This window comes from Pseudomonas sp. N2-3-1-14 (assembly GCF_041228395.1).
Classification (GTDB): domain Bacteria; phylum Pseudomonadota; class Gammaproteobacteria; order Pseudomonadales; family Pseudomonadaceae; genus Aquipseudomonas.
Genome location: NZ_CP166199.1, coordinates 3,905,385 through 3,918,772, shown reverse-complemented (window position 1 = coordinate 3,918,772; position 13,388 = coordinate 3,905,385). Strand labels below are relative to the sequence as shown.

General features: G+C 61.0%; 11 protein-coding genes. 4 read left to right on the top strand and 7 right to left on the bottom strand.

Translation table 11 applies throughout. The features are described from left to right. Positions 1–119 precede the first annotated feature (119 nt). Together AB5I78_RS17930 and AB5I78_RS17925 are read left to right on the top strand one after the other, a co-directional pair. Complete coding sequence (locus tag AB5I78_RS17930) at positions 120–1,202, top strand: catalase family peroxidase (protein WP_242199361.1); 1,083 nt, start codon at positions 120–122, stop codon at positions 1,200–1,202. After that, positions 1,199–1,738, top strand: coding sequence for a cytochrome b (locus AB5I78_RS17925; RefSeq protein WP_106578819.1), 540 nt, complete (start codon positions 1,199–1,201; stop codon positions 1,736–1,738). Before AB5I78_RS17930 ends, AB5I78_RS17925 begins: the two co-directional genes overlap by 4 nt. 18 nt (positions 1,739–1,756) lie before the next feature. Here the strand turns inward: AB5I78_RS17925 and AB5I78_RS17920 are convergent, their stop codons facing one another. Both AB5I78_RS17920 and AB5I78_RS17915 read right to left on the bottom strand, forming a co-directional pair. After that, positions 1,757–2,908 carry a M14-type cytosolic carboxypeptidase gene (locus AB5I78_RS17920; protein ID WP_369303204.1) on the bottom strand — a complete coding sequence of 384 codons (1,152 nt, stop codon included), beginning with the start codon at positions 2,906–2,908 and terminating at the stop codon, positions 1,757–1,759. A gap of 466 nt (positions 2,909–3,374) precedes the next feature. Beyond that, positions 3,375–3,725, bottom strand: coding sequence for a DUF3077 domain-containing protein (locus tag AB5I78_RS17915; RefSeq protein ID WP_145163974.1), 351 nt, complete (start codon positions 3,723–3,725; stop codon positions 3,375–3,377). A gap of 130 nt (positions 3,726–3,855) precedes the next feature. On the opposite strand from AB5I78_RS17915, the gene AB5I78_RS17910 reads away from it, so the two are divergent. Next, positions 3,856–4,491 (top strand): LexA family protein, encoded by a 636-nt coding sequence (locus AB5I78_RS17910; protein WP_369303203.1) that lies wholly within the window; start codon positions 3,856–3,858, stop codon positions 4,489–4,491. Here the strand turns inward: AB5I78_RS17910 and AB5I78_RS17905 are convergent. The 4 genes from AB5I78_RS17905 to AB5I78_RS17890 are packed head-to-tail and all read right to left on the bottom strand — an operon-like array spanning position 4,488 to position 10,012. Continuing rightward, positions 4,488–6,413, bottom strand: a complete 1,926-nt coding sequence (locus AB5I78_RS17905; RefSeq protein WP_369303202.1) for a biotin carboxylase N-terminal domain-containing protein — start codon at positions 6,411–6,413, stop codon at positions 4,488–4,490. The two genes, AB5I78_RS17910 and AB5I78_RS17905, sit on opposite strands and share 4 nt — an antisense overlap. Further along, positions 6,410–7,216 (bottom strand): gamma-carboxygeranoyl-CoA hydratase, encoded by an 807-nt coding sequence (locus tag AB5I78_RS17900; protein WP_242199373.1) that lies wholly within the window; start codon positions 7,214–7,216, stop codon positions 6,410–6,412. The genes AB5I78_RS17905 and AB5I78_RS17900 overlap by 4 nt, the downstream gene beginning before the upstream one ends. A gap of 14 nt (positions 7,217–7,230) precedes the next feature. Next, the gene (locus AB5I78_RS17895) at positions 7,231–8,838 is read right to left on the bottom strand and encodes a carboxyl transferase domain-containing protein (protein ID WP_369303201.1); all 1,608 of its coding nucleotides are present in this window, start codon (positions 8,836–8,838) and stop codon (positions 7,231–7,233) included. 10 nt (positions 8,839–8,848) lie between these two features. After that, positions 8,849–10,012: an isovaleryl-CoA dehydrogenase gene (locus tag AB5I78_RS17890; RefSeq protein ID WP_242199379.1), complete on the bottom strand. Its 1,164-nt coding sequence runs from the start codon at positions 10,010–10,012 to the stop codon at positions 8,849–8,851. A gap of 163 nt (positions 10,013–10,175) precedes the next feature. On the opposite strand from AB5I78_RS17890, the gene AB5I78_RS17885 reads away from it, so the two are divergent. Continuing rightward, on the top strand, positions 10,176–11,813 hold the full coding sequence (locus AB5I78_RS17885; protein WP_369303200.1) for an AMP-binding protein: 1,638 nt from the start codon (positions 10,176–10,178) through the stop codon (positions 11,811–11,813). Positions 11,814–12,477: 664 nt separating this feature from the next. Here AB5I78_RS17885 and AB5I78_RS17880 read toward each other — a convergent pair. Next, on the bottom strand, positions 12,478–13,377 hold the full coding sequence (locus AB5I78_RS17880; RefSeq protein WP_369303199.1) for a hydroxymethylglutaryl-CoA lyase: 900 nt from the start codon (positions 13,375–13,377) through the stop codon (positions 12,478–12,480). Positions 13,378–13,388 lie beyond the last annotated feature (11 nt).

Genomic DNA, 13,388 nt, shown 5'->3' with positions numbered 1-13,388 from the left:
AAGGTTATTCCCAAGCCTGAAAAATAAACACAGGGCGTGGGAATAGAGCGGATCGGCGTTCGTCTTAATGCTCCGACCTTATGTTTCACCGCTTAGGCCTCTGGCCCTGGAGTCACTTCATGGTAGATCACTCATCACCGCCCCGTCCTGCGTTGAGTACCGCGAGCCTGATCGCACGGCTCGCCGGTATCGGTGCCGTGGTTGCCGTTGTTGCCGGGGCGTTTGCCTACGTCAACGGCACCCTCGACCCACAGCGCCTGCGCCCCAAAACCCTGGTTAATGCCCTGGAAACCAATAACGGCCTGCACCCTGGCTTTCGCCGCAACCATGCCAAGGGCGTGTGCGTGGCGGGTTACTTCGAGAGCAGCCCCGAGGCGCGGGCGTATTCGAGTGCCCAAGTGTTCAGCGAAGCGAAAACGCCGGTGATTGGTCGATTTGCCTTGCCCAGCGGCAACCCTTACGCGCCGGACAGCAGTGTGCCGATCCGCAGCTTTGCCTTGCAGTTCAGCCAAGCCAACGGCCAGCAATGGCGCACGGGGATGAACAGCATGCCGGTGTTCCCGGTGGGCACGCCTGAAGCCTTTTACCAGATGCTCAAGGCGGGCGCTCCAGACCCGGCCACCGGCAAGCCGAACCCGGCGGGCATGCCGGCGTTTTTTGCCGCGCACCCGGAGACCGCGCCGTTCCTGGCGTGGGTCAAGACGGCCAAGCCGTCGGCCAGCTATGCGACAGAAACCTACAACGGCATCAATGCGTTTTATCTGGTCAGCGCTGACGGCAAGCGCCAGGCAGTGCGTTGGGGCGTCGTGCCGCAGAGCCAGGATGCAGCGGGCGATACCGCGCCTTCAGGCAGTGACTTTCTTGAAAAAGACCTGGTGCAGCGTCTGGCATCCGGCCCGCTGCGCTGGCAGTTGAACATGACCCTGGCCAACCCCGGCGACCCGCTGGACGATGCGAGCAAAACCTGGACCGGCGAACACAAGGTGCTCAACGCCGGCACCCTGGTACTGCAGAGCAGCCAGCCGCAAGCGGACGGCGATTGCCGTGATATCAACTTTGATCCGCTGATTTTGCCCAGTGGTATCCAGGCCTCCGACGACCCGCTGCTGGCGGCGCGTTCGGCAGCCTACGCCAGCTCGTACGTGCGTCGTGCCGGTGAAGTCAGCCCGCTGCACAGCGCCCCTCAGGAGTCGAAGCCATGAATGTTCAACCACGCTATTTCGCGCCGCTGGCGCGTGTGCTGCATTGGCTGATGGCGCTGATGGTCATCGCTATGTTGTTTATCGGTGCGGGCATGGCGGCGTCGGTGTCGGAGCGCCATGAGTGGCTGATTCACCTGCATAAGCCGCTGGGGATTGCGATTCTGGCGCTGGTGATCGTGCGGCTGGTGGTGCGTTTTTCCACTCGGCAACCGCCGCTGCCGGATGATTTGCCGCTGTGGCAAAGGTTGGCAGCCAAGGCCTCTCATGTGCTGTTGTACGCGTTGATGCTGGTGTTGCCGTTGCTGGGCTGGGCGATGATTTCGGCGGCCGGTGACCCGGTGATGCTCAGCAGTTCAGTGCAGTTGCCGGCGCTGGTGGGGGCGAATGCGCCGTTGTTTGCGGTGTTGCGCAAGGCCCATGGGTATCTGGCGTATCTGCTGTTTCTGACGGTGCTGTTGCACCTGGCGGCGGCGCTGTTTCACGGCTTGATTCGCCGTGACGGCGTGCTGCAAAGCATGACCGGCACCAAGGACTGATGCCGGAGGCGGGGCGGCTTAGCGCAGTGCCGTGACGATATCGGCAACCGTGCTCAATACGTCCTTGCCCAGCTGTTTGGAGCGCTCACCTGACCAACCGGTTTTCGGGTTAGGCGCATCGTCGTTGTCCTTGAAGGGCATCTCCAGGGTCAGCGACAGACAGTCGAATTTCTCTCCGACGGCATTGCAGGCCAGCGTCATGTTGGCCTCGCCCGGCAGGTCGCGGGTGTAACCGTGGGTGGTCTGGAAGTCGCGAGTCAATGCGCTCAAGTGGCTGCGAAAGTGTTTTTCCAGCGCTTCGATGCGAGGCGTGTAGCCGGGGTTGCCTTCGCAGCCGGCGGTGAACACGTAGGGGATTTCTTCGTCGCCGTGGATATCGAGAAACAGGTCGACGCCGTATTTTTCCATCTGCTGCTGGGCGAACAGCACTTCAGGGCTGATTTCCTGGCTGGCGCTCTGCCAGGCACGATTGAGGTCCTGGCCCATGGCATTGGTGCGCAAGTGGCCGTGGAAGGCGCCGTCGGGGTTCATGTTGGGGATCAGGTACAGGTCAGCCACGGACAACAGTTTTTTCAGCTCGGCGTCACCGTCCTGTTGCAGGCGTTCGATGATGCCTTCCATGAACCATTCGGCCATGTGCTCGCCGGGGTGTTGCTGGGCGATGATCCAGACCTTGCGCTGGCCCTCGCCACCCTTGCCGCGGCGCAGCAGTTGGATATCACGGCCTTCGGCACTTTTGCCGGTGGCGAGTAACTGGGTACCGGCGCGGTTCAAGGCCTGCTCGATCAAGGCGTCGTGACGCTCGCGGCTGTAGGGTTCGAAGTAGGCGATCCAGGCCTGTTTTTCGCGGGTTTCCAGGCTGATGTGCAATGTTTCGCCATCAAAGCGCGTGGGGACGCGAAACCAGTTGATATGGTCGTAGGACGCCACGGCGTTGTAGCCGCTCCAGGCATTTTTGTAAGAGGACTGACTCGCGTTACTCAGGCGAAAGGTGTGGGTGTGGCCCACGTGCATGCCTTCGGCCTTGAAGTGGAACCACTGGAAGTGTGCGCTGCGGGTGTCGGGTTTGATCGCCAGCAATAACTGATAGGCATCACTCGCATCCAGAACCTGGATGTTGCCACTGTCGAAGTCGGTGCTGATCTTGATGGAGGTCAAGGCCACGGTCATAGTCTGATTGCCTGAATATGAGTGTTGTGGCGGATATCTTACACAGGAGTCAGGCAAAATCTTGATGCAATATTTTTGCACGGGGGAGGGGGGCATCATCCCTGACGCAGCAGCAGCTTAGAATCTATGAGATTGATTCTCAAGCGCTATTTCGGAAAGATCGGGCCTGGAGCGCTCGTTCGGCTTTCTTTTGAAGATGGTCTTTTGCTACCATGCGCGCCATCAAGCAACACACAGTCTTCATTAGCCTGAAGCCATGCCAGGGAAACTGGCAAAAAAAAGACCCGGCCAAAGAGCCGGGTCAAAAACCGTGATTAGCCTGATGAGGAGATATTCCAAGAGTCCGACCTAAGGTCCCTTGGTTTATCGACTGATCTCGCGATCAGCTGAGCCCAATAATAATCATTATCATTTGCAAGTCAAATGTTTTTATCCGTGGGATAGAAATATTTTTGCTTCGTGTCTGTTATGCGTTTGCCTGAGCCGCTGGCGACTGCAACGTCCGCTCCACCATCACCTTCGCCATATCAATCAAATACACCACTGAAAACGCCAGGTCCCGCTGGTTGCCCTGCCGGCTGCTCGCCAGTTCGTAGGCCGCCGCTGCTGCGCTGCGTAACAGCTCCGAAGCATGCACCAGGGCATCCTCGTGGCTGACGTTGGGCTTGATATCGAAGAAGCTCTCGTCCGGGAGCGGCGCCGACACATCCTCTTTCAAGTAATGATCCAATGCGCGCTGGGCCGCGCCGCTGGTGCGCAGCCCCGACAGTTGTTCGGTTTCAGCGGTGCCGGGCAGATGATACGGGCGGGTCGTCATGAGGGTGGCTACTCTGAGTGAATGTCGAAAACCTGCGCCTGATACTAATACGAATCGTATTTATGTCATTTGATGGATTACTACAAACTGTTTATTGTCGTGGCATCTGCACAACGTATTGTCACGGCCCATGGATAACTGGATAGCGTTGGTCAAAGCCAACATGAAAGACCGCAAGGTCACGCAGGATGAACTGGCTGAACGCCTGGGCATGTCTCAGGGCGGCGTGGGCCATTGGCTCAACAAGCGCCGCGTGCCAAGCCTGGCGGACATGAACCGGGTGCTCGCCGAGTTAGGGTTGGAGTATCTGGAGGTTGCGCTGGAAATTCGGCAGAAAGCCGATCAGGCCCCGCCCCTGGAAAAACACTACAACCCGTATTTTCGCTACCCGGTCAGCGACTGGAAGGGCGTCTGCGAAATACGTGAAGAGCGCTCGGTCTACGGCGCCGCACGTTTTGAACTAACCGATTACCACGCCCAAGGCGAAGCCTACTGGCTGCCGGTGACGGGAGACGCGATGACTGCCCCCAGTGGTTTGAGCATTGGCGCTGGCATGTTGATTCTGGTGGACCCGGCCATTGACGCCGAACCCGGCAAACTGGTGGTCGCCCAATGGGCCGACAGCCCCCAGGCGACCTTTCGCCAGTTAATGGAAGAAAGCGGCCAGCGTTACCTGGTGCCGCTCAATCCCACCTACCCCAAGCAGCTGTTCACCGACGAATGCCGAATCCTCGGCGTTGTCGTGCAGGCCACGGCGAAGTTTTAGTCCGCTGTTTCAAGCGCCACCAAGGCACTGCCTTCGGCAACCATTTCACCCTCCTGGCAAAACAGTGCCTTGACCACGCCTGCGTGCGGCGCGCGAATGCTGTGCTCCATCTTCATCGCCTCCAGTACCACCAATTGTGTACCGGCTTCGACGGCCTGGCCGACGTCCACCAACACCCGCACGATGCTGCCGTTCATGGGCGCCGTGAGCCCACCCTGATGAGATTGGCTGGCCTCGACCGCTGCAATCGGGTCGAACAGGCTCACTGCATGCATCTCGCCGTCCCAGCGCAGGTACACGCACCCTTCGCCGCGCACCGACAGATGGGCGCGGCGTACGCCGTTGTGCTCAAGCCACAACTGCTCGCCGCGTAACTGCGCAGCGCCTCCACCCAACGTTACCCGACGATCCTGCGCGCCGCTGCTCAAATGCAGCGAAACCTCGGCAGGCAGCCCCGCGCGAAACCCCCGCGTATCCGCCCACGGCCCATCACCTGCCGGCAGATTCTGCATAAGCGCTGAGCCTGCGGCCTGCCAGAACTCGTCGCTGAACTCGCCCGGCACCGGCAACAACTCAGCCTGATAGCGCGGAATAAACCCGGTATCCAATTCAGCCGCCGCAAACGCCGGATGGCCGATGATGCGCCGCAAAAAGCCCAGGTTGGTCTTGAGCCCGCCCACCGCGAACTCATCGAGCATACTCAACAAGCGCAGGCGCGCCTGTTCACGGTCTTCGCCCCAGGCAATCAGCTTGCCCAGCATCGGGTCGTAGAACGGCGAAACGCTGTCGCCTTGTTCTACCCCGCTGTCCACGCGACGGCCCGGGCCGGGTGCGGATTCGCGGTACAGCGCGAGGTGCCCGGTGGCCGGCAGAAAATCATTGGCCGGGTCTTCGGCATACAAGCGCACTTCAATCGCGTGCCCAATCAAGGGCACCTGGTCCTGGGTGATCGGCAGTGGCTCGCCCTGGGCGACACGGATCTGCCAGGCCACCAGGTCGAGGCCGGTGATCGCCTCGGTCACCGGATGTTCCACCTGCAGCCGTGTGTTCATTTCCATGAAGAAAAACTCGCCACGCGCGTCGAGCAAAAACTCCACCGTGCCCGCGCCCACATAACCGATGGCCTGGGCCGCGCGCACGGCGGCTTCGCCCATGGCTTTGCGCTGTGCAACGCTCAGGCCCGGCGCCGGCGCTTCTTCCACGACCTTTTGATGGCGACGCTGAATCGAGCAGTCGCGCTCATTGAGGTACAAACAGTGGCCGTGCTGGTCGGCAAAGACCTGGATTTCCACATGACGCGGCTTGATCAGGTATTTCTCCACCAGCATCTGCCCGTTGCCAAACGACGACAGTGCCTCACGCTGGGCGGAAGCCAGGGCCTCGGCCAGTTGGCTGACGTCCTCGACCACCTTCATGCCCTTGCCGCCACCGCCCGCGGTGGCCTTGAGCAGCACCGGGTAGCCGATGCGCTCGCAGGCCGCGCGGAAGGTGTCCAGGTCCTGAGCTTCGCCGTGGAAACCCGGCACCAGCGGCACGCCGGCTTTTTCCATCAGCGCTTTGGCGGCCGATTTGCTGCCCATTGCATCAATGGCCGAGGCGGGCGGGCCGAGGAAGATCAACCCGGCGGCTTCAATCGCGCGAGCAAAACCGGCGTTTTCCGATAGAAACCCATACCCGGGATGGATCGCCTGGGCGCCGCTGGCTTGGGCGGCGGCAATCAGCTTGTCGATTTGCAAGTAGCTGTCGGTGGCCTTGCTGCCACCCAGGTCGACACGGATGTCCGCCTCGCGGCTGTGGCGCGCATCACGGTCGATGGCGCTGTGTACCGCCACGGTGGTCAGGCCCATGGCCTTGGCGGTGCGCATCACTCGGCAGGCAATTTCGCCGCGGTTGGCCACCAGCACAGTCGTCAGTGCGCTCATGAACGCGGCTCCTGTGCTTGCCAGCTGGGCGGACGTTTTTGCAGGAAGGCGCGCAAGCCTTCCTGGCCCTCGGCGCTGACGCGAATCCGTGCGATGGCGTTTTCGCAATAGCGGCGCAACGCCGGGGTGAGGGCGCCATTGCCCACTTCGCGCAACAAGTCCTTGCTGGCGCGCATCGCCGCAGGGCTGTTGAGCAGCAGGTTGGCGATCCAGTGTTCGACGTGCTGATCCAGCTCACCGGCGGGGTAACTTTCTGCCAGCAGGCCAATGTCGCGTGCCCGCTGGCCGCCAAAACGCTCAGCGGTCAGGGCATAACGCCGCGCCGCACGTTCGCCGATGGCCTGCACCACGAACGGACTGATCACCGCCGGAGCGAGGCCGATGCGCGCCTCCGACAGGCAGAACTGCGCGTCATCGGCGCCGATCGCCATGTCGCAGCAACTGATCAAGCCCAGCGCGCCGCCATAGGCCGCGCCCTGCACAACAGCCAGGGTCGGGATCTTCAGCTTGGCCAGGTTGTACATCAACTCCGCCAGCTCGCGGGCGTCGTCCAGGTTGGTGTGGTAGTCCAGCTCGGCCGATTGCTGCATCCACGCCAGGTCGGCACCGGCACTGAAGTGCTTGCCGCGCCCGCGCAGCACTAGAAAGCGCAACGACGAATCGCCCTGCACCTGGTCGAGCGCGATGATCAGTTCGCGGATCATTTCGGCGTTGAACGCGTTGTTCTTGGCTTCGCGGCTGAGCCACAGCGTGGCAAAACCACGGCGGTCGGTGATCAGTTCGAGGGTGTTGAAATCGCTCATGGGTACAGCTCCATTTACATGCGGAACACGCCGAAGCGGCTCGGCTCGATGGGGGCGTTCAGCGAAGCGGACAAGGCCAGGGCCAGCACGTCGCGGGTCTGCAGCGGGTCGATGACGCCGTCATCCCACAAGCGCGCGCTGGAGTAATACGGGTGGCCCTGGGTTTCATACTGGTCGAGGATCGGCTGCTTGATCGCGGCTTCCTCTTCGGCGCTGAAGCTTGCGCCAGCGCGTTCGGCTTGTTCACGCTTGACCTGCACCAGCACGCCGGCCGCCTGTTCGGCACCCATCACGCCGATGCGTGCATTGGGCCACATCCACAAAAAGCGCGGGTCGTAAGCCCGGCCGCACATGCCGTAGTTACCGGCACCAAAGCTGCCGCCGATGATCACCGTGAATTTGGGCACCTTGGCACAGGCCACCGCGGTCACCAGCTTGGCGCCGTGCTTGGCGATGCCGCCGGCTTCGTACTTCTGGCCGACCATGAAGCCAGTAATGTTTTGCAAAAACAGCAGCGGAATCCCGCGCTGACAGGCCAGTTCGATAAAGTGCGCGCCTTTTTGCGCGGCTTCGGCGAACAGAATCCCGTTATTGGCCAAAATCGCCATCGGGTAGCCGTGCAAGTGCGCAAAACCACACACCAGCGTGGTGCCAAACAGTGCCTTGAACTCATCGAACACCGAGCCGTCGACCAGCCGCGCGATCACTTCGCGCACATCAAACGGCTGCTTGGCATCGGCCGGAATCACGCCGTAAAGCTCTTCGCTGCTGTACAGCGGCGCCACCGGCGGGCGTTGCAGCAACTGCCCCTGTTTGCGCCAGTTGAGGTTGGCCACGCTGCGCCGCGCCAGGGCCAGCGCGTGTTCATCGCTGTCGGCATAGTGGTCGGCCACGCCGGAGATCTTGCAGTGCACGTCGGCGCCGCCCAAGTCTTCAGCGCTGACCACTTCGCCGGTCGCCGCTTTCACCAGCGGCGGGCCGGCGAGGAAGATGGTCGCCTGCTGACGCACCATGATCGCTTCGTCGGCCATGGCCGGCACGTAGGCACCGCCCGCCGTGCACGAGCCCATCACCACCGCAATCTGCGGGATGCCCTGGGCGCTCATATTGGCTTGGTTGAAGAAGATCCGCCCGAAGTGCTCGCGATCCGGGAAGACTTCATCCTGACGCGGCAGGTTGGCGCCACCGGAGTCCACCAGGTAGATGCACGGCAGGCGGTTCTGCTCGGCGATGGTCTGCGCGCGCAGGTGTTTTTTTACCGCGAGCGGGTAGTAGGAGCCGCCTTTTACCGTGGCGTCGTTGGCGACAATCATGCATTCGACGCCTTCCACGCGGCCAATCCCGGCAATCACCCCGGCCGCCGGCACGTCTTCGCCGTACACCTGATGGGCCGCCAGTTGGCTCAGTTCAAGGAACGGCGAGCCCGGGTCGAGCAAACGATTGATCCGCTCACGGGGCAGCAGTTTGCCGCGCGACGTGTGCCGCTCCTGAGCCTTGGCGCCACCGCCTTGCTGCACGTGGGCGAGCAGGTTGTGCAGGGCGTCAACTTGTAGGCGCATGGCTGCGCTGTTGTCGGCAAATTCTGCCGAGCGCGGGTTGAGTTGGGTGTGCAAGGTGGCCATGGGCGCTCCTTCAGCGGGTTTCGTTGAAGAGTTCGCGGCCGATCAGCATCCGGCGAATCTCACTGGTGCCGGCGCCGATTTCGTACAGCTTGGCGTCACGCAGCAGGCGCCCGGCGGGGAATTCGTTGATGTAACCGTTACCGCCCAGAATCTGAATGGCGTCCAGGGCCATGTGTGTGGCGCGCTCGGAGCTGAACAGGATTACCCCGGCGGCGTCCTTGCGCGTGGTCTCACCGCGCTCGCACGCCTGCGCCACCGCGTAGAGGTAGGCGCGGCTGGCATTGAGCTGGGTGTACATGTCGGCGACCTTGCCTTGGATCAGCTGGAATTCGCCGATGCTCTGGCCAAACTGCTTGCGGTCGTGGATGTACGGCACGATCAGGTCCATGCACGCCTGCATGATGCCGATCGGGCCGCCCGCCAGCACCACGCGTTCGTAGTCCAGGCCGCTCATCAGCACTTTCACGCCGCCATTGAGTGCGCCGAGGATGTTTTCTTCGGGCACTTGCACGTCATCGAAAAACAGCTCGCAAGTGTTGGAGCCGCGCATGCCGAGCTTGTCGAACTTGTTGCTGCGGCTGAAGCCTTTCCAGTCGCGCTCGACGATAAACGCGGTGATGCCGTGAGGGCCTTTTTCCACGTCGGTCTTGGCGTAGATCACGAAGGTGTTGGCGTCGGGGCCGTTGGTGATCCAGGTCTTGCTGCCGTTGAGCACATAGTGGTCGCCGCGTTTTTCGGCGCGCAGTTTCATCGAGACCACGTCGGAGCCGGCATTCGGCTCGCTCATGGCGAGGGCGCCGATATGCTCGCCGCTGATCAACTTCGGCAGGTATTTGAGCTTCTGTTCGTGGCTGCCGTTGCGGTTGATCTGGTTGACGCACAGGTTTGAGTGCGCGCCATAGGACAAGCCGACTGACGCCGAACCTCGGCTGATTTCTTCAATGGCCACCACGTGGGCGAGGTAGCCCAGGCCGGCGCCGCCGTACTCTTCCGGCACCGTAATGCCGAGCAGGCCCATGTCACCGAACTTGCGCCACATATCGGCGGGGAACAGGTTGTCACTGTCGATTTGAGCCGCGCGGGGCGCGATTTCCTTGGCCACGAAGGACTGCACCTGGTCGCGCAGCATGTCGATGGTTTCGCCGAGGGCGAAGTTCAGGGACGGGTAACTCATGGACAGGCACCTTAATGTGAGCTTTGTTGTTGTGTGGTTGAGCGCTGGGGAGGGCGCTCACCTTTACGTTAACGTAAGCTTGCGTTGCGAGGCTGTCAATCGTAGTTTACGTTTACGTCAAGTAGCCGCCGTCCACCTTACAAAAAAGACAAAAGGGGTCGTTATGGATCAACCGAATCAGAGCTACAGCCGTGGCTCTCAGGACAAGACCTTGCTGGCCATGACCATTGGCCAGGCCTTCGATAACACGGTCTCGCGCTATCCCGAGGGTGAAGCGTTGGTGGTGCGCCATCAGCAACGCCGCTACACCTGGCGGCAACTGGCTCACACGGTTGATTTGCACGCCCGTGCGTTTCTGGCACTGGGCATGCAAGCCGGTGACCGCCTGGGCATCTGGGCGCCCAATTGTGCAGAGTGGTGCATCACCCAGATTGCCAGTGCCAAGCTTGGCGTGATCCTGGTCAATATCAACCCGGCCTACCGCAGCAGTGAGCTGGAGTACGTGCTCAAGCAGTCCGGTTGCCAATGGCTAGTGTGCGCCGGGTCATTCAAAAGCTCCGATTACCACGCCATGCTGCAAGCACTGAGCCCCAACCTGGGCGCGATGATCAGCCTCGACCCCAACCCACCGCAGGGGTTTTTGCCCTGGTCGCAGCTGGCGGCCCTGGGTGCTGGCGTCCCGCCCGAACAGCTGCACAGGCGCCAGGCCAGCCTGCACTTCGACCAGGCCGTGAACATTCAATACACCTCCGGCACCACCGGGTTTCCCAAGGGCGCCACCCTCAGTCATCACAACATTCTCAACAACGGTTACATGGTTGGCGAAAGCCTGGGCCTCACGGCGCAGGACCGGCTGGTGATTCCGGTGCCGTTGTATCACTGCTTTGGCATGGTCATGGGCAACCTCGGCTGCATCACCCACGGCACCACGATGATCTACCCGAATGACGGCTTTGATCCGTTGCTGACCCTCAGCGCCGTCGCCGAAGAGCGCGCCACCGGCCTCTACGGCGTGCCGACCATGTTCATCGCCATCCTCGATCACCCTCGCCGCGGCGAATTCGAGCTGGCCAGCTTGCGCACCGGGATCATGGCCGGTGCCACATGCCCTATCGAGGTGATGCGCCGCGTCATCAGCGAGCTGCACATGGGGGAAGTGCAGATTGCCTATGGCATGACCGAAACCAGCCCGGTGTCACTGCAAACCGGTGCCAACGATGACCTGGAGCGCCGCGTCACCACCGTGGGCCGCACCCAGCCGCAGCTGGAAAACAAGATCATCGACACCGCCGGCAATACCGTCGCGCGCGGTGAAATCGGCGAGCTGTGCACGCGCGGCTACAGCGTCATGCTCGGCTACTGGAACAACCCCGACGGCACCCGTGACGCCATCGATGACGCGGGCTGGATGCACACCGGCGACCTGGCGACCATGGATGAACACGGTTACGTGTGTATCGCCGGGCGCAACAAGGACATGATCATTCGCGGTGGCGAAAACGTGTACCCGCGCGAGCTCGAAGAGTTTTTCTTCACCCACCCGGCGGTGGCAGATGTGCAAGTTATTGGCATTCCGGATGAGCGTTACGGTGAAGAGATCGTCGCCTGGGTCAAGTTCCATCCGGGCCATATGGCCAACGAGCTGGAGCTGCAAACCTGGTGCAAGGGCCGCATCGCGCATTTCAAGACGCCCAAGCATTTCAAATTCGTGGAAGAGTTTCCGATGACGGTGACGGGCAAGATCCAGAAATTTCGCATGCGCGAAATCTCGATCGAGGAGCTGAAAACCCAGTCTAACTAACAACCCAAAAACCATGTGGGAGCGGGCTTGCTCGCGAATGCGCAGGGTCAGCCAGCTCATCTGTCACTGATACACCGCCTTCGCGAACACGCTTTTTGATCGATGCCAGACGAGCGTTTGTCGAATCCCGGAAAGCACAAAGGGGACCCGAAGGTCCCCTTTAATTTGTCGTTGCGTGCTCTTTTTTATTATTGAGGGGCGGCCTGTTGTTGTTTTTGGCAGCCGTTACCCTTTACCGCTGTTTTGGGCGACCCCCATTCGGGGTCAAGAGCAAACGTATTTTTTTGAGCGCTGATCTGCTTCTTCGTTACCGATCCAACCAGTGGCAGCTACCTGAGGTAGTTTTATTTTTCTCTAACCGGTTGCGGGTTTCGGCATGCCGTACCCTGCGAAGCACATCTTCTCCAAAAAAATCTGTTAGCTGCGTCTCTGCCGTGTTGTTTTTGTTATGTCAGAGTCGTTTCGTCTTATTTTTATTAGGTTTGGCGCTTTTTATTCTTGTTATGCAATAGAGATAGCAGAAGCCGTGCCAACTTTTAAAAAGCCTTTAAAATCAGCAGGTTGAAATTTTTATAAGAAATCGCCTACAGCGAATGCGACAAAATATGTTCCCGTGTTACTCGATATGTAGCGGTGCGGTAACACATTGTCACAGCCGCTCTACTCAACTGGCGTTACGCGCCTTGGCAACCCGCGACCCAGTGGGCCGGCCGAGCACGCTGCTGATTTGCTGGCCCGCGAGAATTAGCGCCTGCAGGTCGATGCCGGTGTCGATACCCAGACCGTTGAGCAGGTACACCACGTCTTCAGTCGCCACGTTACCGCTGGCGCCCTTGGCGTAGGGGCAGCCGCCGAGGCCCGCGATGGAGCTGTCGAACACCGTAATCCCTTCCAGCACACTGGCGTAGATATTCGCAATCGCCTGCCCGTAGGTGTCATGGAAGTGCCCGGCCAACTTGTCCCGTGGCACCTGCGCGCCGACCACCTCAAACAGCCGCCGCGTAGCGCCCGCCGTGCCAGTGCCGATGGTGTCGCCCAGGGAAACCTCATAGCAGCCCATGGCGTACAACTCGCGCGCGACCGCCGCGACCTGTTCCGGCGCGATGTCACCTTCGTAAGGGCAACCCAACACACACGACACATACCCGCGCACGCTGACGCCGTGCTGCTTGGCCGCCGCCATGATGGGCGCAAAGCGCTCCAGGCTTTCGCTGATGGAGCAATTGATGTTGCGTTGGGAAAACGCCTCGGACGCGGCCGCAAACACGGCAACTTCCTTTACGCCCGCGGCCACGGCATCTTCAAAACCGCGCAGGTTCGGCGCGAGTGCGCCGTAGGTCACGCCGGGTTTGCGTTGTATTTGCGCAAACACTTGCGCCGACCCGGCCATCTGCGGCACCCACTTGGGCGAGACAAAGCTGCCGACTTCGATATAGCTCAAGCCCGCGTCGGTCAGGGCATCCACCAGTTGGACCTTGTCGGCCACGCTGATGGGCTGGGCTTCGTTCTGCAGGCCGTCGCGCGGGCCGACTTCCACCAGGCGTACGTGTGAGGGGAGGGGCATGATGGCTACCT

What these genes read in the sequence shown, in the direction of transcription:
- AB5I78_RS17920 (WP_369303204.1), bottom strand. Translation starts at nt 2,908, where the DNA reads ATGACCGTGGCCTTGACCTCCATCAAGATCAGCACCGACTTCGACAGT.
- AB5I78_RS17890 (WP_242199379.1), bottom strand. Translation starts at nt 10,012, where the DNA reads ATGAGTTACCCGTCCCTGAACTTCGCCCTCGGCGAAACCATCGACATG.
- AB5I78_RS17930 (WP_242199361.1), top strand. Translation starts at nt 120, where the DNA reads ATGGTAGATCACTCATCACCGCCCCGTCCTGCGTTGAGTACCGCGAGC.
- AB5I78_RS17925 (WP_106578819.1), top strand. Translation starts at nt 1,199, where the DNA reads ATGAATGTTCAACCACGCTATTTCGCGCCGCTGGCGCGTGTGCTGCAT.
- AB5I78_RS17910 (WP_369303203.1), top strand. Translation starts at nt 3,856, where the DNA reads ATGGATAACTGGATAGCGTTGGTCAAAGCCAACATGAAAGACCGCAAG.
- AB5I78_RS17885 (WP_369303200.1), top strand. Translation starts at nt 10,176, where the DNA reads ATGGATCAACCGAATCAGAGCTACAGCCGTGGCTCTCAGGACAAGACC.
- AB5I78_RS17880 (WP_369303199.1), bottom strand. Translation starts at nt 13,377, where the DNA reads ATGCCCCTCCCCTCACACGTACGCCTGGTGGAAGTCGGCCCGCGCGAC.
- AB5I78_RS17905 (WP_369303202.1), bottom strand. Translation starts at nt 6,413, where the DNA reads ATGAGCGCACTGACGACTGTGCTGGTGGCCAACCGCGGCGAAATTGCC.
- AB5I78_RS17900 (WP_242199373.1), bottom strand. Translation starts at nt 7,216, where the DNA reads ATGAGCGATTTCAACACCCTCGAACTGATCACCGACCGCCGTGGTTTT.
- AB5I78_RS17895 (WP_369303201.1), bottom strand. Translation starts at nt 8,838, where the DNA reads ATGGCCACCTTGCACACCCAACTCAACCCGCGCTCGGCAGAATTTGCC.
- AB5I78_RS17915 (WP_145163974.1), bottom strand. Translation starts at nt 3,725, where the DNA reads ATGACGACCCGCCCGTATCATCTGCCCGGCACCGCTGAAACCGAACAA.